Source organism: Streptomyces sp. NPDC007929 (assembly GCF_042959065.1).
Taxonomy (GTDB): Bacteria; Actinomycetota; Actinomycetes; order Streptomycetales; family Streptomycetaceae; genus Streptomyces.
Genome location: NZ_JBIBKD010000006.1, coordinates 72,591 through 89,532 on the forward strand (window position 1 = coordinate 72,591; position 16,942 = coordinate 89,532).

22 protein-coding genes are annotated in these 16,942 nt (G+C 71.8%); 15 read left to right on the plus strand and 7 right to left on the minus strand.

Translation table 11 applies throughout. The features are described from left to right. Window positions 1–30: 30 nt before the first annotated feature. The 4 genes from ACFZDE_RS21020 to ACFZDE_RS21035 are packed head-to-tail and all read left to right on the plus strand — an operon-like array spanning window position 31 to window position 1,218. Window positions 31–315: a hypothetical protein gene (locus ACFZDE_RS21020; protein WP_391201582.1), complete on the plus strand. Its 285-nt coding sequence runs from the start codon at window positions 31–33 to the stop codon at window positions 313–315. Then, window positions 315–698, plus strand: coding sequence for a hypothetical protein (locus tag ACFZDE_RS21025; protein ID WP_391201584.1), 384 nt, complete (start codon window positions 315–317; stop codon window positions 696–698). Before ACFZDE_RS21020 ends, ACFZDE_RS21025 begins: the two co-directional genes overlap by 1 nt. 29 nt (window positions 699–727) lie before the next feature. Continuing rightward, on the plus strand, window positions 728–1,075 hold the full coding sequence (locus ACFZDE_RS21030; protein ID WP_391201586.1) for a hypothetical protein: 348 nt from the start codon (window positions 728–730) through the stop codon (window positions 1,073–1,075). Beyond that, a complete protein-coding gene (locus ACFZDE_RS21035; protein ID WP_391201589.1) occupies window positions 1,072–1,218 on the plus strand; it encodes a hypothetical protein in 147 nt (48 codons plus the stop codon). The genes ACFZDE_RS21030 and ACFZDE_RS21035 overlap by 4 nt, the downstream gene beginning before the upstream one ends. 22 nt (window positions 1,219–1,240) lie before the next feature. Here the strand turns inward: ACFZDE_RS21035 and ACFZDE_RS21040 are convergent, their stop codons facing one another. Both ACFZDE_RS21040 and ACFZDE_RS21045 read right to left on the minus strand, forming a co-directional pair. Continuing rightward, window positions 1,241–1,984 carry a hypothetical protein gene (locus tag ACFZDE_RS21040; RefSeq protein ID WP_391201592.1) on the minus strand — a complete coding sequence of 248 codons (744 nt, stop codon included), beginning with the start codon at window positions 1,982–1,984 and terminating at the stop codon, window positions 1,241–1,243. Next, window positions 1,981–2,922 carry a LysR substrate-binding domain-containing protein gene (locus ACFZDE_RS21045; RefSeq protein ID WP_391201594.1) on the minus strand — a complete coding sequence of 314 codons (942 nt, stop codon included), beginning with the start codon at window positions 2,920–2,922 and terminating at the stop codon, window positions 1,981–1,983. The genes ACFZDE_RS21040 and ACFZDE_RS21045 overlap by 4 nt, the downstream gene beginning before the upstream one ends. A 175-nt stretch (window positions 2,923–3,097) precedes the next feature. Between ACFZDE_RS21045 and ACFZDE_RS21050 the strand changes: the two genes are divergently transcribed. From ACFZDE_RS21050 to ACFZDE_RS21075, 6 genes are all read left to right on the plus strand, one after another. Next, window positions 3,098–3,652: a DUF6817 domain-containing protein gene (locus ACFZDE_RS21050; protein WP_391201597.1), complete on the plus strand. Its 555-nt coding sequence runs from the start codon at window positions 3,098–3,100 to the stop codon at window positions 3,650–3,652. A 131-nt stretch (window positions 3,653–3,783) separates the two neighbouring features. Then, complete coding sequence (locus ACFZDE_RS21055) at window positions 3,784–4,785, plus strand: alpha/beta fold hydrolase (RefSeq protein WP_391201600.1); 1,002 nt, start codon at window positions 3,784–3,786, stop codon at window positions 4,783–4,785. Window positions 4,786–4,822: 37 nt separating this feature from the next. Beyond that, entirely contained in the window at window positions 4,823–5,455 is a 633-nt protein-coding gene (locus tag ACFZDE_RS21060) for an HAD-IA family hydrolase (RefSeq protein ID WP_391201603.1), read from the plus strand. A 111-nt stretch (window positions 5,456–5,566) separates the two neighbouring features. Next, entirely contained in the window at window positions 5,567–6,241 is a 675-nt protein-coding gene (locus ACFZDE_RS21065; RefSeq protein ID WP_391201606.1) for a helix-turn-helix domain-containing protein, read from the plus strand. A gap of 88 nt (window positions 6,242–6,329) precedes the next feature. Next, a complete protein-coding gene (locus tag ACFZDE_RS21070; RefSeq protein WP_391000490.1) occupies window positions 6,330–6,977 on the plus strand; it encodes a hypothetical protein in 648 nt (215 codons plus the stop codon). A gap of 125 nt (window positions 6,978–7,102) precedes the next feature. Then, window positions 7,103–7,435 carry a DUF2516 family protein gene (locus tag ACFZDE_RS21075; RefSeq protein ID WP_391000493.1) on the plus strand — a complete coding sequence of 111 codons (333 nt, stop codon included), beginning with the start codon at window positions 7,103–7,105 and terminating at the stop codon, window positions 7,433–7,435. A gap of 63 nt (window positions 7,436–7,498) precedes the next feature. On the opposite strand, the gene ACFZDE_RS21080 is transcribed toward ACFZDE_RS21075, so the two are convergent. The 3 genes from ACFZDE_RS21080 to ACFZDE_RS21090 all read right to left on the minus strand — a co-directional run bounded on the left by ACFZDE_RS21080 (window position 7,499) and on the right by ACFZDE_RS21090 (window position 11,401). Beyond that, window positions 7,499–8,845 (minus strand): SpoIIE family protein phosphatase, encoded by a 1,347-nt coding sequence (locus ACFZDE_RS21080; RefSeq protein WP_391201609.1) that lies wholly within the window; start codon window positions 8,843–8,845, stop codon window positions 7,499–7,501. Between the two features lie 282 nt (window positions 8,846–9,127). Then, entirely contained in the window at window positions 9,128–10,249 is a 1,122-nt protein-coding gene (locus ACFZDE_RS21085; RefSeq protein WP_391201612.1) for an NlpC/P60 family protein, read from the minus strand. Between the two features lie 333 nt (window positions 10,250–10,582). Next, complete coding sequence (locus ACFZDE_RS21090; RefSeq protein ID WP_391201614.1) at window positions 10,583–11,401, minus strand: class I SAM-dependent methyltransferase; 819 nt, start codon at window positions 11,399–11,401, stop codon at window positions 10,583–10,585. A gap of 207 nt (window positions 11,402–11,608) precedes the next feature. Here ACFZDE_RS21090 and mshA point away from each other — a divergent pair, with 207 nt between their 5' ends. Both mshA and ACFZDE_RS21100 read left to right on the plus strand, forming a co-directional pair. Then, window positions 11,609–12,946 (plus strand): D-inositol-3-phosphate glycosyltransferase, encoded by a 1,338-nt coding sequence (mshA, locus tag ACFZDE_RS21095; protein ID WP_391201616.1) that lies wholly within the window; start codon window positions 11,609–11,611, stop codon window positions 12,944–12,946. Beyond that, window positions 12,939–13,523 (plus strand): YbjN domain-containing protein, encoded by a 585-nt coding sequence (locus tag ACFZDE_RS21100; protein ID WP_391201619.1) that lies wholly within the window; start codon window positions 12,939–12,941, stop codon window positions 13,521–13,523. The genes mshA and ACFZDE_RS21100 overlap by 8 nt, the downstream gene beginning before the upstream one ends. Before the next feature lie 76 nt (window positions 13,524–13,599). On the opposite strand, the gene ACFZDE_RS21105 is transcribed toward ACFZDE_RS21100, so the two are convergent. Next, window positions 13,600–14,394, minus strand: a complete 795-nt coding sequence (locus ACFZDE_RS21105; RefSeq protein ID WP_391000511.1) for an AraC family ligand binding domain-containing protein — start codon at window positions 14,392–14,394, stop codon at window positions 13,600–13,602. A gap of 49 nt (window positions 14,395–14,443) precedes the next feature. Here ACFZDE_RS21105 and ACFZDE_RS21110 point away from each other — a divergent pair, with 49 nt between their 5' ends. Further along, a complete protein-coding gene (locus ACFZDE_RS21110; protein ID WP_391000514.1) occupies window positions 14,444–14,881 on the plus strand; it encodes a DUF2000 family protein in 438 nt (145 codons plus the stop codon). 110 nt (window positions 14,882–14,991) lie between these two features. Then, on the plus strand, window positions 14,992–15,696 hold the full coding sequence (locus ACFZDE_RS21115; RefSeq protein ID WP_391201622.1) for a hypothetical protein: 705 nt from the start codon (window positions 14,992–14,994) through the stop codon (window positions 15,694–15,696). 8 nt (window positions 15,697–15,704) lie between these two features. Here the strand turns inward: ACFZDE_RS21115 and ACFZDE_RS21120 are convergent, their stop codons facing one another. Next, on the minus strand, window positions 15,705–16,202 hold the full coding sequence (locus ACFZDE_RS21120) for a nuclear transport factor 2 family protein (RefSeq protein WP_391201625.1): 498 nt from the start codon (window positions 16,200–16,202) through the stop codon (window positions 15,705–15,707). 166 nt (window positions 16,203–16,368) lie between these two features. Here ACFZDE_RS21120 and ACFZDE_RS21125 point away from each other — a divergent pair, with 166 nt between their 5' ends. After that, entirely contained in the window at window positions 16,369–16,704 is a 336-nt protein-coding gene (locus ACFZDE_RS21125; RefSeq protein WP_391201628.1) for a DUF6233 domain-containing protein, read from the plus strand. Window positions 16,705–16,942: the final 238 nt, after the last annotated feature.

Consider the following 16,942-nt stretch of genomic DNA (forward strand, 5'->3'; position numbering starts at 1 on the left):
CACGGCCAACGCTGATCAAGGAGCGTCGACATGCACGACCTTATCCCCCGCGCCCTCCAATGGCTGCGCCTTCTCTTCCTCCCCGGCACCGGGAAACGGCGTCGGTGCCGCCCCCGCCGTCACCTCTTCCCCCACGTGCACCTCACCCTCGTCAGCTGCCCCTCCGCATCCCGGCCGCCGCAGCTCCCCCGCCACCGCTCCCCGTACGGCCTGCACAGCCCCCTCGACGGCACTGCCTCCGCCCTCGTCCGCCCCTACCTCGTCGCTCACGAACAGGAAATCGCCCTGCTCGGCACGCGAAAGGTGGCCGCCTGATGGAACGCCCCACCGGTCCGACACACCTCACGCCGCCACCCCGGCTCCTGCCCTGGTCGTCTTCCGACGGCAACCCCTGGTACCTGGTGACCGACGACGACGGCAGCTACCTCTCCCGTCTTGCCGACGACTTGGAAGCCGTCCAGCTCGCCACCGGCGCGGACGTGCTCGGACTCGCCCGCAAGGTGCTGGACGACCCGGCCTCCTCGCACACGGAGGTCCGTTTCGCCGGCATCCGTCTCGCCGAGTGCCTGACCGACGCTTTGCGGGTCGCCGAGTCACGGGGGATGCGTGTGCCCGCACCGGTCACCGTGGACACCGAAGCGGGCGAAGACGCTCACCGACGGATCACGCGCATCCCAAGGAGCGGGCTATGGTCGTAAGCACGAAGCGTCGAAGGAGTCCACCGGCCATGACTGCCCACGCCGCCGAACCGACACCGAGTGTTCCGCCCATGCCCGAGCGGACCCCGAAGGCCCTGCGCGAGGCGATCGTGGAGCACGCCCCCCAGCTCCTTGCCGACTTCGACGAGCACTGGCAGTGGGCTGTCGCCGACGCGTACGACATCAGCACGGTGCCTGCATTCATGGCTCGATGGTGGGGTCAGTACGCGATCGCCCGAGACCCGAAGCTCGACGCTCACGTAACCGATCTCGAACACCGTGCGGCGGCGGCCACCGACATCACCGAGGCCAAGGCGCTCCTTGAAGAGGCATCCCATATCCGACACCAGGTGCGGCGGCTGGAGCCCGGCCAGTGACCGACGACGGATTCATGGGGCCGCCGTGGCAGATGGACTGGACGCTCAAGGCCCAGGCTGCCCGCGACACCCTGCCGGAGAACGTGCGGAAGACGGTCGACGCCGCGCGGGCCGAGCTGGTCACGGCAAAGGACCCCTACTAGGTCTTCTGGCAGTGACCCGCGGTCAGTCGCGCGATCCGTGCTGACCGGAGTGTGCCCACACCCGCAACGGGCCGATCGACTCGAAGCCGTGCCGGAGGGCGGCCGTCAGATCGTCGCCCTGCTCGTAGCCGACGACGGGCAAGGTGGGAAAGAGGTGGGCGAGCGCGTGCAGAACGGACGGCCAGGCCGCGTCGGGTCCGTCCTCTCGCACGAAGAGGTTGGAGACGCCGACCACGTGCTCACTGCGGGTCGCCACCGCTCCGGCGACCACTTGGCCGTCCGGGGTGTGGGCGGGCCGCGCCAGGATCACGAAGGTCTCCGGGTCGGCCAGCAGTCCGGGCCGGAACAGGTCCGCCTCCCCGGCCCCGTCATCCCAGGCCAGAGCCCAGGCACGGAGGGTGTCCGGGTCGCCCACCACGTCCCACGCGAGATCGGACGGCGGGGTGGGCGCTCCGGCCGGCCGGTGGATCCACTGTGCCTCGAACAGTACGTGGAACCCGGCTGCCCCCAACTCCAGGTCGGCGAAGCTGTCCTTGACCGAGGCACCGGGCGACGCCGTGTCGATCCGGGCGGTGAGTGCGTCGGAGTCGGCGTGCGGCTCCAGTGTGACCGCGTCGGGGTAGTAGAGCGGCGTCCGCACCGGGGCGGCCCAGGCGTCGGCCCCGAACCCGCCCGTCACCCCGTGCGCCCGGCACATCGCCGCACACCACTCGGCGTTGTTGCGGGCGGCGGCCCGGAGGAGCGGAAGTCGCTGTGCAGTCGTCACGAGTGGGGATCATGGCCGTGTCCGCCCCTGACGGTCGAATGAATTACGGCCCTCTCCGTGCAACTGCGCGCCACGGCCTCCGCGAAGGCGCGGGCGAGCGGGGAGAGCGCGTCCCAGCGGCGGACGGCCCAGCCGACCGGGAGCGGGGGCAGGTCCGGGACGGGGACGAGGCGGAGGGGGCCGTCACCGGGTATGTCCCAGCCGGGCAGGACCGGTACGACGGCGTGACCGAGGCCGAGTTCCGCCAGCAGCAGGGCGGTGTCCCAGTCGGCCACGCTGGTGTCGGAGCTGCTCCGGACGCCGAGTTCGGCGAACGCGGCGTCCAGGCGGGCACCCGACGTGGAGTTCCCGGGAAGCCGGATGAGGCTGACGTCGCTGAGTTCGGCCGTGCGGACGCAGGACAGCTCCGCGAGCGGGTCGTCGGCGCGTACCGCCAGGGCCCAGGGCAGGGAGACGACGGGGTGTTGCTCGATGCCGCGTACCGGGCCGTCGATGGTCACCCAGGCGAGATCGAGGTTGCCGGTGGTCAGGGCGTCGAAGCAGCCGCGGCTGGAGGTCTCGGTGCGAAACTCCAGACTGACCTTCGGGTAGCGCCGCCGGAAGGTGACGACGGCCTCGGACATGAAATGCCGCACCGTGGTGCCGCCCGTGGTGACCCGCACGGCTCCACTCTCGCCGTTGACCAGGTCCCCGAGACGCCGAAGGGCCAGATCCAGACCGGCGATGCTGTCCGACGCGGCATCGCACAGGACGCGTCCCGCGGGTGTGGGCACGACACCTCGGGGTCTGCGCTCCAGGAGGCTCACGCCGGCTTCCCGCTCCAACCGCCGGACGTGCTGGCTCACCGCCGATTGTGTGCGGTCCAGCTCCCGGGCGACGGCGCTGAGGCTTCCCGCCCGGCACACGGCCACGAAGACACGTAGGTCGTCCAGAGTCATAACTCCAAGCTACAGCTTGGGGTTTGGAAGAAATCCATAGGATTGACTGGGGCTGACGGGCGCACGAGGATCGGTGCAGGGCCCAGGCGGCAACCCGTCCGGCGCTTTCGCGGGATCCGGACCCACAGGCGAAGGCACGGGCGGGTGCCGACCTCAGCGACGGAAGGACCCGACGGTGCCTGCCTCTCCTCCTCCTACCGCTGCCGACCAGGCGGTAGCGCTGCTGCACAAGCTCGGAGCAGCGCGGATCGACCACCCGGGCGGCACACTCGTCGCCCACCTCCACCGCGTCCGAAGCCGGCTCGCCGACTGGGGCGCTCGCCCCGCCCTCCAGCTGGCGGGCCTGTGCCACGCGCTCTACGGAACGGACGGCTTCCCCGAGGCCCTGCTGCCCCTGGACCGCCGTACGGAACTCGCCACGGCCGTCGGCGCCGAGGCCGAAGCCCTGGTGTACCTGTACGCCTCCTGCGCCCGCGCTGCCACCTACCCGACGCTCGCAGACCCCGACGGGCCGTTCGCCGACCGCTTCACCGGCCTTCGACACGTACCGGACCCGCGATCACGCCGGGATTTCACGGAGCTGACCGCGGCCAACGAACTCGACCTGGCCCACACGGACCCCGCCTTCCGCGACAAGTGGGGCCCCCAACTCCTCACCCTCTTCACCCGCGCCCGTCCCTTGCTGAGCCAACCGGCTTGGACGGACTGCCGGGAGGTACTCGCCGGATGAAGCCGCGCGCGCGGGTCGGGTGTGCCGGGGCGGGTTTGCCGGTTCGGCAACGGCGGTCGTGTCGGGTGGTCGTCACGCCGCATGATCGAGGGGAGACCACCGGCCGCCCGCGTACCGAGGAGAAGCCGCTCATGCGATCCGAGCCGACCGTCGCACCGCGTCACCGCATCGTCGAGGCCCCGGCCGGGCGTCTGCACCTGGTCGAGCAGGGGCGTGGGCCGCTGGTCCTGCTCGTGCACGGTTTCCCCGAGTCCTGGTACTCCTGGCGCCATCAGCTCCCGGCCCTCGCCGCGGCCGGGTACCGGGCGGTGGCGGTGGACGTACGCGGCTACGGCCGCTCCTCCAAACCCGCCGCGACAGAGGCCTACCGGATGCTCGACCTCGTGGCGGACAACGTCGCCGTCGTGCGCGCCCTCGGGGAGGACAGCGCGGTGGTCGTCGGCCACGACTGGGGCTCCAACATCGCCGCCGCCTCCGCCCTGCTCCACCCCGAGGTCTTCCGCGCGGTCGGCCTGCTGAGCGTCCCGTACGCGCCGCCCGGCGGCCCCCGCCCCACCGACGTCTTCAGCCGGATCGGCGGTCCGGAGCAGGAGTTCTACGTCTCCTACTTCCAGCAGCCCGGCCGTGCCGAGGCGGAGATCGAGCCGGACGTCCGGGGCTGGCTCGCCGGCTTCTACACGGCGCTGTCCGCCGACACCATGCCGGCCGAGGGCGAGCCCGACCCGCACTTCCTCGCCCCGGGCGGTCGGTTGCGCGACCGCTTTCCCGCCGGTCCGCTCCCGGCCTGGCTGAGCGAGGAGGACCTCGACGTGTACGCCGGGGAGTTCGAGCGAACCGGCCTGACCGGCGCCCTCAACCGCTACCGCAGCATGGACCGAGACTGGGAGGACCTCGCCCCCTACCGAGGAGCCCCGATCACCCAGCCCGCCCTGTTCATCGGCGGCGCCCTGGACGCCTCCATCACCTGGATGTCCGACGCCATCGACGCCTACCCCACCACCCTCCCCGCCCTCTCCGCCTCCCACCTCCTGGACGGCTGCGGCCACTGGCTCCAGCAGGAACGCCCGGAGGAGGTCAACAGCCTGCTGACCGACTGGCTCGCCACCCTCCGTGTCCCGTCTCTCCGAATCTGAGGCACCACCGGTTTCCCCTGCGTGCTATCCAGGGGCAGTGACGAATCTCAAGATCTCCAGCAGGCCCTTCGACGCGGTGCTGTGCGACCTCGACAACGTGATCCGCTTCTATGACACGACGGAACTGGCCCGCCTCGAACGCAGTGCGGGGCTCGCTGAGGGGACGACCGAGAGCGTGGCGTACGCGCCGGAGACAGACCTTCCACTGCTCCTCGGCGAGATCACCAAGGATCAGTGGGTGGAGGCCATCGTGGCCGGCCTCGCGGGGCAGGTGCCGGAGCTCCAGGCGCGTGAGTTGGGGACGGCGCTCGCCGAAGCGCCCTTCTGGGCGGACGACATCGTGGTCACCATGCTTCGGCAGATGCGGGTGCACGTGCCCTTGGTTCTCGTGACCAACGCGACCGTGGAGTTGGAGGACGACCTGGCGTCACTCGGGCTGGCGGATCTCGCCGACCACGTCGTCAGCAGTGCCCGCGTGGGGGTGGCCAAGCCGGACCGGAAGATCTTCGAGATCGCGGCCGGTCAGGTGGGCGTTGCCATGAACCGGTGCCTCTTCGTGGATGACCGGTCCGAGAATGTCGAAGCCGCAATCGGGCTGGGGATGACCGGCCTCCACTATCGCGAGCCTGCCGACCTCCGTGAGGCGTTGGGCGTTTTGCTGGGCAGTTGAGTTCAGGGGCGCCCGTCTGGTCTCGCCCGACCCTCTTCGCTGCCGCGTGGCGTGGCGCACTTTTGCAAGCGGGTGCTTGCAATAGTTAGCGGGGTGCTGCACTGTGGGGGCATGGCATCGCTCAACGTCGGCAATCTCGGTGACTATCTGCGCGAACAGCGGCGCACCGCGCAGCTGTCGTTGCGGCAGCTCGCCGATGCCGCCGGGGTGTCCAATCCGTATCTGAGCCAGATCGAGCGCGGGCTGCGCAAGCCGAGCGCGGAGGTGTTGCAGCAGGTTGCCAAGGCGCTGCGGATCTCCGCCGAGACGCTGTATGTCCGGGCCGGCATCCTCGACGCCGAGCGGGACCGGGACGAGGTGGAGACGCGGGCCGTCATCCTCGCCGACCCGACGCTGCACGAGCGGCAGAAGCAGGTGCTGCTGCAGATCTACGAGTCCTTCCGCAAGGAGAACGGGTTCGGGATCGGCGACGGCATCGATGTCCCGGGTGGCGAAGACGGCCCCCGCGGCGCGGGCGTCGTCGGTGTCGTCACCGGTGACGGTGCGGTGAGCGTGGACGGGGACGCTCCCGAGACCGGCGCAGACGCCGGTATCGGGATATCGCCGACCGGGTCGGCCGACGGCGGCCAGTCCGCCCGGCGCCGTAGCCGTAAGGCCGCCGGCAAGCGCGCCGGTAAGGGCGCCGGCCAGAGCGACAGCACGAACGACGGCGGTACGACCGCCCCACGCCGGAAGCGCGAGAGCACCGGCGGCAGTGACACCGATCCGCAGCAGACGGCCGGCTGAGCCGGACCAGGGCATGGGCCGCCCGCCGCGGATCACACAACCCTCAGCCGAACCCTCAAGCGAGACAGAATCCGGGAGGACCCTCACCATGGCCATCACCGACGACCTGCGCAAGACCTTCAGCGACCCGACGCCGCTCTACTTCGCCGCAGGCACCGCCGACCTCGCCCTTCAGCAGGCCAAGAAGGTGCCGGCCCTGGTGGAGCAGCTGCGCTCCGAGGCGCCCGCGCGGATCGAGGCCGTGCGCAGCACCGACCCCAAGGCGGTCCAGGAGAAGGCCTCCGCCCGCGTCAAGGAGACGCAGGAGACCCTCCAGACCAAGGTCACCGAGTTCATCGGCTCGATCGACGTCGACATCAAGAAGCTCGGCAGCAACCTCGACGCGGACCTGAAGAAGCTCGGCGAGAACGCCCAGGATTTCGCGCTGCGCGGCGTCGGCGTGGCCGCCGAGTACGCCGTCAAGGCCCGTGAGACCTACGAGAAGGTCGCCGAGCACGGCGAGCAGGCCGTGCGCACCTGGCGCGGCGAGGCCGCCGACGGCATCGAGGACGTCGCCGAGGGCGTCGAGGAACTGGCCGTGGCCGTCGAGCCGAAGCCGAAGCCGCAGCCGGTCGAGGTGAAGGAGGAGCCGGCCAAGCCGGCCGCCGCCGCTCCGGCGAAGAAGGCCCCCGCCGCCAAGAAGGCCCCGGCGCGCAAGACTCCCACCGCGAAGAAGACCACCCCGCCCGCCAAGTAGGACGGCGGAGCGATCACAGAGAACAGTGATCACACACGGGCCGGGCACCCTGGGGGTGTCCGGCCCGTTGTACGGGTACGGTGACCGCGTAGGACGAGCCGAGACGGGTGGTGGACGTTGTGCTGATGCAGGGCTTCACAGGGTTTATGTGGCTTCTGAGCATGGCCCTGATCGTTTTCAGCGGCTTCGCGGTGTTCGACGCGGCGGTGCGCCGGGAGGACGCCTACCGGGCGGCCGACAAGAAGACCAAGCCCTTCTGGCTGATCATCCTCGGGATCGCCTTCGTGGTGAACCTGCTGTTCCCGATCCTGTCGTTCCTGCCGATCATCGGCCTCATCGCGACGATCGTGTACATGGTCGACGTACGGCCCGCGATCCGCGCGCTGCCCGGCGGCGGCCGCAGCAACCGCGGCTCCAGCAGTGACGGCCCCTACGGCCCGTGGAACGGCGGCCGGTAGACCCCCGCTGTGCTGTCCGCGGCTACGGTCGGCCGGTAGAACCCCCCGCTGTGCTGTCCGGGGCTACGGCACCCGGTCCAGCAGCAGAACCGCCACGTCGTCCGTCAGCTCGCCACCGTTGAGGTCGCGCACCTCGTTCACCGCCGCCCGCAGCAGCTGCTCGCCCCGCAGGCCCTCGGCGATCTGGCGGCGGACCATCTCCGTCATGCCGTCCTGGCCGAGCCGCTCCCGGCCCTGGCCGATGTGGCCCTCGATCAGGCCGTCGGTGTAGAGCATCAGGCTCCACTCGGCCCCCAGCTCCACCTGCATCCGCGGCCAGCGGGCGCCGGGCAGCAGCCCGAGCGCCGGACCGTTGTTGTCGTACGGCAGCAGGCGGGCCGGTTTGCCGGGGCGGGCCAGCAGCGGCGACGGGTGACCCGCCAGGCACAGGCCCGCGCGGCGGCCGTCCGGCGCGATGTCCACCGTGCAGAGGGTCGCGAAGATCTCGTCGTCGGCACGCTCGTGCTCCAGCACCTGCTGGAGCGTGCCCAGCAGCTGGTCGCCGCACAGGCCCGCCAGCGTCAGCGCGCGCCACGCGATCCGCAGCTCCACCCCGAGGGCGGCCTCGTCCGGGCCGTGACCGCAGACGTCGCCGATCATGGCGTGCACGGTGCCGTCCGGTGTGCGGACGACGTCGTAGAAGTCACCGCCGAGCAGCGCGCGCGAGCGGCCGGGGCGGTAGCGCGCGGCGAAGCGCAGCGGGGAGCCCTCCAGCAGCGGCGTCGGCAGCAGGCCACGCTCCAGACGGCGGTTCTCCTGCGCGCGCAGCCGGCCCTCGGCGAGCCGGCGCTCGGCCGACTCGGAACGCTTGCGCTCCACCGCGTAGCGGATCGCGCGGCTCAGCAGCCTGCCGTCCAGCTCGTCGCGGAAGAGGTAGTCCTGGGCGCCCACCCGCACCGCCTCGGCGCCGCGCTCGGCGTCGCCGGACGCGGTCAGCGCCAGCACGGCGTGCCGGGGCGCGAGCTCCAGCACGTGCTTGAGCACGGCGAGCTCGTCCTCGGGATCGGCGTGGCCCGGCGCGGGCAGCGCCAGGTCCAGCAGGATGCAGTGGACGTCGTCGGTCAGCAGCCGCCCGGCCTCCGTCAGGTTGCGGGCCGTACGGACGCGGATCGGCTTGCCTGCCTGGTCGAGCATGTCCGGCACGATCGGCGAACCGGCCGGGTCGTCCTCGATCAGCAGCAGCGTCAGGTTGGTGTGGGCGGTGTTGTGCTCCACCTTGTTCGTGGTGTTCCCGGCGGTGTCCGGCGTGCGGCTCGCGGGCGGGGCGTCCTTCACGGACTCCTCGGCCGAGCCGCCGCGCGGGGACGCGGCCTGCGCCTGACCACTCTCCGCGGCCGGGATCGCTCTCTGCCGCGGTATGGGTACGGGCATCGTCTTGGGTTCCTTCCCTCCCCCCGAGGGCACGGTGGGGCGAGGGACCTCGACCCACCGAGCGGGACCATAGCGGGTGTCGGCGCCGCATTGGAATGGTGTGAGCCACGCCGCTGCGCCACCGGCCAGTGTCATATGCCGCGATATGCCCCTCAGTTGGACAGCTCGGAGATGCTGCGGGGATGACGAACGTCACGTCAGCGCACGTTGTGCGGCGGGTGGTGCGTGCGGTGGGTCACGTGGGCCAGGTCACCAGGGGTGTCCGATATTCGGTGTGCACCCTCAGTCGGTGGTGGTGTTGGCGCCGGGGGCGGTGTCGGCATCGGCGTCGGCGTCAGGGCGCACCACGCCGAGGATGGGCATGGATCCCGCTCCCGCGATCGTCACCGTCCGGCCGGGGCGGGGCGCGTGCACGATCGCCCCGTCGCCGATGTACATCGCGACATGGCTGGCGTCGCCGAAGTAGATGATGAGGTCGCCCGGCCGCATGTCCTGGACGTCGATGTGCCGCAGCCGCTTCCACTGTTCCTGCGAGGTGCGGGGTATGCCACGACCGGCGGACAGCCAGGCCTGTGACGTCAGCCCCGAGCAGTCGTAGGTCTTCGGGCCCTCGGCGCCCCACTGGTACGGCTTGCCGATCTGGGCCGTGGCGTACTTCACGGCCTTCTTGCCCTGCTCCGTGGCCTTTCCGCCGATCTCGTCGAGGATGCCGGAGTCGAGCCAGGCACTCTGCGCCTTGTTCGCGGCCTCCTTCTCCAGCTCGGCGAGGCGCTCCTGCTCCTCCTTCTGCAGCGCGGACTCGAGCTTCTCCGCCTGCGCGATCTGCTTCTCGATCTTCTTCTGCGCGGCGGCCTTGGCCTTGCGGCCCGCCTCCAGCTTCTTCAGCTGGGCGGTGGCGTCCTTGGCGTACTGCTCCAAGTCTTCCTGGGTGCGGGTCAGTTCGCCGAGCAGGCCCTTGGTCGCGTGGTGGCCCTCGCGGACCCGGCCCGCGCCGTCGAGGAAGTCCTGCGGGTCGTCGCTCAGCACCAGGTGGGCTTCGGGGGGCAGTCCGCCCCCGCGGTACTGGGCGGCGGCCGCGGCGCCCGCGCGGTCCTTCAGCTTCCTGAGCTTCTCCTGGCCCTTGACGATCTTCTTCGCCAGTTGGACGACCTGGGCGGACTGTTTGTCCGCCTTCTCGTCGGCGGCGTTGTACTCGTCGGTGGCGCGGGCCGCGGCGCGGTAGAGCTTGTCGAGCTTCTTGCGGACGGCCTCGAGGTCCTTGGCGGGTGCGAGGGTGGCCGACCCAGCGCTCGGGGTGGGGGTGGGGGAGGGGCTCGCGAACGCCGTGCCCGGTGCGGCCAGCACCGTGACCGCGCAGACCACGGCCACCGCCGTCGCGATCAGGCCACGCTTGCCCGTGCCCATACCTCGTCCCCCAAACTGATTAACCATCAGTAACATGCGGTTCGCCTGGGGATGCTGCCATGCCGGCCCGGAAAGCGACAGGGGTAGTACTTCCCGCCACCCCCTCGCCGGTATGCGCCGGCAACACGATCTCCCCGCCTGTGTGACGAACGACTCAAAGAGATCGTTCCAACGGGCGCTGACCGGTTCCTCGCACGGGCGCTGACCGGGTTCTCGCACGGGTGTTGACTGGTTCTTCTGACGGGCCCCGGCCGGTTTCTCGTACGGGCCCGGATGGGTTCTCGTACGGGCCCCGGCCCGTTTCTCGTATGGGCCCCTGCCCTGCGCCAGGACTCAGCCGCCCGGCGCCAACGCCTCCCACCGCACCGTCACTTCCCCCTGCCGCCACCGCACCGGCCCGTCCGTCACCGGCCAGTCCGCCGTCAGGTCCCGCACCGTTCGGATCCAGCGCTGCCGGGCGCCGTAGGAGGCGTAGGGCGCGGCGGCCGCCCAGGCGCGGTCGAAGTCACGCAGGAAGGCGTGCACCGGCTCGCCCGGGACGTTGCGGTGGATGAGCGCCTTCGGCAGGCGTTCGGCGAGGTCCGAGGGGCGTTCCAGGGAGCCCAGCCGGGTCGCGAAGGTGACGGTGCGCGGTCCCTCCGGGCCGAGCGCGACCCACACGTGACGGCGTCCGATCTCGTCGCAGGTCCCCTCGACCAGCAGCCCGCCGCGCGAACCGGTCGCCGGGTCGGCCGGGGCGAGCCGCGCGCACAGTCGCTGCCACACGGCGGCGACCTCGCCCTCGTCGTACTGCCGCAGCACGTTCGCCGCGCGGACGAGCAGGGGCCGCTGGGGGATCGGAATCTCGAAGCCGCCGTGCCGGAAGACGAGTCCCGCCCGTGCGTAGGGCAGGGCGGCCGCGACCCGGGCCGGTTCGATCTCGACGCCCACGACACGCGCGCGTGGCGCGACGGTGCGCAGGCGCTGGAGCAGCTCGACGGCGGTCCAGGGAGCGGCGCCGTAGCCGAGGTCGACCGCCACGGGGTCGGCGGCGCGGCGCAGCTCGGCGCCGTGCGTGGCCGCGATCCAGCGGTCCATGCGGCGCAGCCGGTTGGGGTTGGTCGTCCCGCGCGTCACCGTGCCGAGGGGGCGGGCGGCTGCGCGGGGTGTCATGCGTACGAGGTTAAGCCGCCGCCGGTGCGGGCTGGACCCGCGTGAGGTCAAGTGATCCCCTGCGTCTCGAACGGTTGAGCGACAAGCGGTAATGATTCGGTAAAACTCTCGAATCGGGAAATGGAGCACCTCCCTCCGGCGTTGGACCCCGTCGGAGGGCGCCGTGCGCCCTGCGACCGGCATGCCCGAGGCGAGGAGGAACGCCACGTGAGCCAGTACATCGGCAGGCTCGGTAGGCGCTCCGCGTCGTCACCCGCGCGCCTGCGGCTGCATCGCAGGCCCCGCCGCGTGGCCATGCTGTCCGTGCACACCTCCCCGCTCCACCAGCCCGGCACCGGCGATGCGGGCGGCATGAACGTCTACATCGTGGAGTTGGCCCAGCGCCTCGCCGCGCACGGCATCGAGGTCGAGATCTTCACGCGCGCGACCGCGGCCGCCCTCCCGCCGACCGTCGAACTGGCCCCCGGCGTCCTCGTCCGGCACGTCGACGCCGGCCCCTACGAGGGCCTCAACAAGGAGGACCTCCCGGCCCAGCTGTGCGCCTTCACCCACGGAGTGATGCAGGCCTGGGCCCACCAGCGCCCCGGCCACTACGACCTGGTCCACTCGCACTACTGGCTCTCCGGCCACGTCGGCTGGCTCGCCGCCCAGCGCTGGGGCGTGCCCCTGGTGCACGCCATGCACACCATGGCCAAGGTCAAGAACGCCAACCTGGCCGCCGGCGACACCCCCGAACCGGCCGCCCGCGTCATCGGCGAGACCCAGATCGTCTCCGCCGCCGACCGCCTCATCGCCAACACCACCGAAGAGGCCGACGAGCTCGTACGGCACTACGCGGCCGAGACCGACAAGGTCGCCGTGGTCCACCCCGGCGTGAACCTCGGCCGCTTCTCGCCCGCCGACGGCCGCGCCGCCGCCCGGGCCCGCCTCGGTCTGCCCCAGGACGCGCTGATCCCGCTGTTCGCGGGCCGCATCCAGCCCCTGAAGGCCCCCGATGTGCTGCTGCGTGCCGTCGCCGTCCTCCTCGACGCACGCCCCGAACTGCGCTCCCGCATCCTCGTGCCCGTCGTCGGAGGCCCCTCCGGCAGCGGCCTCGCCAAGCCCGAGGGCCTGCAGAAGCTCGCCGCGCGCCTCGGCGTCGCGGACGTCGTACGGTTCCGCCCGCCGGTCGGCCAGGAGCAGCTCGCGGACTGGTTCCGCGCCGCTTCCGTGCTGGTCATGCCCTCCTACAGCGAGTCCTTCGGCCTGGTCGCCATAGAGGCACAGGCGGCCGGTACGCCGGTGCTCGCGGCGTCGGTCGGCGGTCTGCCGGTCGCCGTGCGCGACGGGCACAGCGGCTTCCTCGTCCGCGGGCACGATCCGGCCGACTACGCGCGCGTGCTGGGCCACTTCGCCGACGACCCGGCGCTGACCGCCCGGCTCGGCGGGCAGGCCGCCCGGCACGCACAGTCCTTCGGCTGGGACACCGCGGCCGCCGCCACCGCGGACGTCTACACGGCCGCGATGCAGGCCCACCGCCGTCGCGTACGCTCGCTGCATGGGTGAAACCGATCAGGAACAGCGCGCGGCACAGGTCGTCGAGGGAGCGCTGAAGGACGCCGACCTGGAGTGGGAGAGCCCCCAGCCGGGCACCTACGTCGCGCAGCTCCCCGGCACCCGCAAGCTCAAGACGACCGTCTCCCTGATCATCGGCCGCCACTCCCTGTCGCTGAACGCCTTCGTCATCCGCCACCCCGACGAGAACGAGCAGGGCGTCCACCGCTGGCTCCTGGAACGCAACCTCAAGCTCTACGGCGTGAGTTACGCCGTCGACCAGCACGGCGACGTCTACGTCACCGGCCGCCTCTCCCTGCCCTCCGTCACCCCCGACGAGCTCGACCGGCTGCTCGGCCAGGTCCTGGAGGCGTCCGACGGCGCCTTCAACACCCTGCTGGAGCTGGGGTTCGCCTCGGCGATCCGCAAGGAGTACGCGTGGCGGGTGTCGCGGGGGGAGTCGACCCGGAACCTGGACGCGTTCACCCACCTCACACAGCGGCCCGAGCGCGCCGAGCGGTCTGCGCGCGCCGAGCGGCCCGAGCGCGCCGAGCGGTCCGAGCGCGCCGAGCGGTCTGAACGGCCGTAGCGGACGTAGAGCCCCGAGCGGACGTAGAGCCCCGAGCGGACGTAGAGCCCTGAGCGGCCGAAGCGGCCCGAGTGGCCTAGCCGGCCTTGTAGCGCCCCGGTGGCACGCCCACCAGCCTGCGGAAGTGCCGGGTGAGGTGCGACTGGTCGTAGAACCCGGCCGCCACCGCCGTATCGCCCGGTGAGCGTCCCTCCAGGAGCAGCCGCCGGGCGCGCCCCACGCGCAGGGACGTCAGATACTGGTGCGGGGCGATGCCGTACGCCGTGCTGAACGCCCGTACGAGATGGGCGGGATGGGCGCCGAGCAACTCGGCCGCCTCGCGCAGGGCGACGCCCTCGACGATCCGCTCGTCCAGCAACTCCCGCAGCCGCCGCGCGAGAACGGGATCGGCCGGCCGCGGCGAGGCGGGGTCGCCCCGCAGATGCCCGCGCAGCCGCTCCCCGACGAACAACAGCCTGCTCTCGGCCTCCAGTTCCTCCCCCGGCCGCCCCAGCGCGCCGTGCAACTGCCCCACCCGGTGCCGCAGCAGCGGATCGCGCAGATCGGGCCGGTCGACGGCCGCCCCGATGAACTCGTCCCCGAGATGTGTCCCGTCCAGGTACAGCACCCGCTTGCGGAAACCCTCCGGGGTGACGGGGGAGCCGTTGTGCGGCACGTGCGGCGGCAGCAGCGTCACGGTGTCGTGCGGGGTGCCGCGCTCGTGCCGGTCGAGGTCGTACCGTACGGCGCCGGTGTCGACGATCAGCAGCGTCCAGGCGTCGTGGACGTGCATCGGATAGGCGTACTCGGTGAATCGCGCGTGGAAGACCTCGACGACACCCGGGACGGCGGGCCGCCAGGCGGAGACGGACCGGGAGGGCTCGGAACCCATGCAAAGAACGTACAAGACCCCGGCGAGCGCTGCCGGGCACGCTCGGACCATGGACACCGTAGCCCCCGCGGAGCCGATCCGCTTCGACACGAAGATCGCCGTACTGCTGCGCGCCGACCTGGAGCCGTGGCAGCGCCTCAATGTGACGTCGTTCCTGGTCAGCGGCCTGGGAACACAGCTTCCCGAGGTGATCGGCGAGCCGTACGAGGACGCGGACGGGGTGCCCTACCTCCCCATGTTCCGCCAGCCGGTCATGGTCTTCGAGGCCACCAAGGAGACCCTGACCACCGCCCACACCCGTGCGCTCTCGCGCCCCCTGCCCCGCGCGGTCTTCACCTCCGACCTCTTCGCCACGGGCAACGACCGTGACAACCGGTCCGCCGTACGGGCCGTGCCGACCGCGGACCTGGACCTCGTGGGACTCGCCGTGTACGGGCCGAGGAACGCGGTGGACAAGGTGGTGAAGGGGGCGCGGATGCATCCCTGAGCGGGGCGCCCGCGGGCGACCAAAGTCGCGGGCGCGTAGACCAACGGCCGACGACAGGGCGGACGGTTCATCAGGAGACTGGCCGCATGGAGGAAGCCAGGAACGTTCCCATGCAAAAGAGCCCCCGGTCACGGGCGGGCGGTGCCACCGAACTCGCCGAGTCGGCCTGGGTCATGGTGCTGTTCTGCGTCGCCTGCGGTGCCGCGGCCGGCGCCCTGCTCCCGCTTCTCGCCCGTCTGCTCCTGGCCCTGCCCTGGGCACCGCTCGAAGGCCCGGCCGAGCTGCTGACCTCAGTCCCGGAACCCGCCCTCACCCTCGGCACGATCGCGGTGGGCGTGCTCGGCGGTCTGCTGCTCGGCTTCACGGCGGTCCACGAGTCGCTGTCCGTCCGCGTCACCGACACCCACGTGACCCTGACGATCCGGGACAGCGCCCAGGAGTTCACCCGCGAGGAGATCTCCGTGTTCTTCCGCGACGGCAAGCAGCTCGTGCTGCTCGCCCCGGACGGTTTCGAACTGGCCCGGGAGCCCTGCGGCCTGAACTGGCAGCGCCTCGCCGATGCCCTCACCGCCCATGGCCACACCTGGGCGGGGCAGGACCCGCACCGCGCCGAGTTCCGCCGCTGGGTCCCCGGCACCCCCGGTCTGCCCCCGGGCGCCGATGCCCTGCTGCGCGCCCGCGCCCAGGCCCGCAGGGGCGACAACCACGCCGAGGAGGCCCGGGAGCTGCGCGGGGAACTGCTGCGGCTGGGTGTGGTCGTACGGGACGAGGAGGGGCGGCAGTACTGGCGGGTCGTGCGGGGCGTCGGCGGGTGAGGTCGGTGTCAGGGCGTGCAGGCCGCGGCGATCGACACGCTGTTCTCGTAGAGGTGGTGGCGGGTGATGCGCCCGTCCTCGACGGTGAGCCGCAGGGCGAAGGGCCCCGAGAAGGACTTGCCGGTCGCCCGGACGGTCCCCGAGACCCGCCCCGTCAGCACGGCGTCCGTCCCGTCGACGAGGATCGTGTCCACGGACGCCCGGGCGTCCTCGGGGACGGTGTAGCGGGCCAGGTCACCGGCCTGCGCCGCACACTCGGCGGCGGTGGACCGGGGCCGGATCCAGGGCACGACGGGGTTCTCGGCGAGCATCCAGTCGACGGTGTCGGCGAAGAGGGCCGTGAGTCCGTCGGTGTCACCGGCGAGGCGGAGTTCGAGGAACCTGCGGACGGTGGAGCGGGTGGCTTCGGCCGCTTCAATGGTGGCTTGGGTGGCTTCGGCAGTTTCAACGGTGGCTTGGGCGGCTTGGGTGGGTTCGGTGGCTTCGGTGGTGTTGGGGGGCGTCATAGGGCTCAGCCTGCCCGGGTGGCCGAGGGGCGTCGATTACCTCGGAGGTAGCGACGGGCCTGGGCCTCGCTGCCCTGGCCCGTCGGTCTGGGAGCCGCGGTGCGGGAGCCGCAGTCCGGGAGCCGTGGTCCGGGAGCCGCGGAGGCCCGGACGTAGAATCGAACGCATGAACGACCCAGAGTCGCGGCTCGCGCTGCTCCGCTTCCTGGAGCGCGTACAGGAGCGCGACCTGGCCCGCACCCGCCGATGGATCGCGGACGAGGAACGCCGCCAGACCGAACACCGTCGCGGCGTCCTCGCCCGGCCGCCCGCACCTGACTGGGTGATCGAGCGCGGTCTGTCCGGCCAGGAGGCGGTGTACGTCCATGTCGGCGGCTGCTGGAACGCCGGCCGGCGCGGCAAGGGGGTCGACCGCGACCACGCCCGACGCGCCCTCTCCGACGGGGTCAAGGCCTGCCCACAGTGCCGCCCGGACACGGAGCTCGGCTTCGTGGACGGATAGGGACACCTCGGGCGCCCTGAGGCGGGGGGCCGGCCGCCCGAAGCCCCGTTGTCAGTGCCCGGCGCTATGGTCCTCAACGCGCGGCCGGCTTCCGGGGGTTCCAGCTCTGCAATGAATGGCTGCATCCCCGATCTGTCCGGGGGCGGCCCGGAGAAGTCGTCCGGGACCCAACCGACGTTCGGGCTTCGTCGATGGCCAGGAGGAAACCTGCCAGCGCCGGCCGCGCACCCCGGCAGCA

Excerpts from the sequence above, each read along its gene's own strand:
- ACFZDE_RS21020 (WP_391201582.1), top strand. The coding sequence starts at position 31 with ATGCACGACCTTATCCCCCGCGCCCTCCAATGGCTGCGCCTTCTCTTC.
- ACFZDE_RS21025 (WP_391201584.1), top strand. The coding sequence starts at position 315 with ATGGAACGCCCCACCGGTCCGACACACCTCACGCCGCCACCCCGGCTC.
- ACFZDE_RS21030 (WP_391201586.1), top strand. The coding sequence starts at position 728 with ATGACTGCCCACGCCGCCGAACCGACACCGAGTGTTCCGCCCATGCCC.
- ACFZDE_RS21045 (WP_391201594.1), bottom strand. The coding sequence starts at position 2,922 with ATGACTCTGGACGACCTACGTGTCTTCGTGGCCGTGTGCCGGGCGGGA.
- ACFZDE_RS21055 (WP_391201600.1), top strand. The coding sequence starts at position 3,784 with ATGCGATCCGAGCCGACCGTCGCACCGCGTCACCGCATCGTCGAGGCC.
- ACFZDE_RS21065 (WP_391201606.1), top strand. The coding sequence starts at position 5,567 with ATGGCATCGCTCAACGTCGGCAATCTCGGTGACTATCTGCGCGAACAG.
- ACFZDE_RS21070 (WP_391000490.1), top strand. The coding sequence starts at position 6,330 with ATGGCCATCACCGACGACCTGCGCAAGACCTTCAGCGACCCGACGCCG.
- ACFZDE_RS21075 (WP_391000493.1), top strand. The coding sequence starts at position 7,103 with ATGCAGGGCTTCACAGGGTTTATGTGGCTTCTGAGCATGGCCCTGATC.
- ACFZDE_RS21080 (WP_391201609.1), bottom strand. The coding sequence starts at position 8,845 with ATGCCCGTACCCATACCGCGGCAGAGAGCGATCCCGGCCGCGGAGAGT.
- ACFZDE_RS21085 (WP_391201612.1), bottom strand. The coding sequence starts at position 10,249 with ATGGGCACGGGCAAGCGTGGCCTGATCGCGACGGCGGTGGCCGTGGTC.
- ACFZDE_RS21090 (WP_391201614.1), bottom strand. The coding sequence starts at position 11,401 with ATGACACCCCGCGCAGCCGCCCGCCCCCTCGGCACGGTGACGCGCGGG.
- ACFZDE_RS21100 (WP_391201619.1), top strand. The coding sequence starts at position 12,939 with ATGGGTGAAACCGATCAGGAACAGCGCGCGGCACAGGTCGTCGAGGGA.
- ACFZDE_RS21105 (WP_391000511.1), bottom strand. The coding sequence starts at position 14,394 with ATGGGTTCCGAGCCCTCCCGGTCCGTCTCCGCCTGGCGGCCCGCCGTC.
- ACFZDE_RS21110 (WP_391000514.1), top strand. The coding sequence starts at position 14,444 with ATGGACACCGTAGCCCCCGCGGAGCCGATCCGCTTCGACACGAAGATC.
- ACFZDE_RS21115 (WP_391201622.1), top strand. The coding sequence starts at position 14,992 with ATGCAAAAGAGCCCCCGGTCACGGGCGGGCGGTGCCACCGAACTCGCC.
- ACFZDE_RS21120 (WP_391201625.1), bottom strand. The coding sequence starts at position 16,202 with ATGACGCCCCCCAACACCACCGAAGCCACCGAACCCACCCAAGCCGCC.
- ACFZDE_RS21125 (WP_391201628.1), top strand. The coding sequence starts at position 16,369 with ATGAACGACCCAGAGTCGCGGCTCGCGCTGCTCCGCTTCCTGGAGCGC.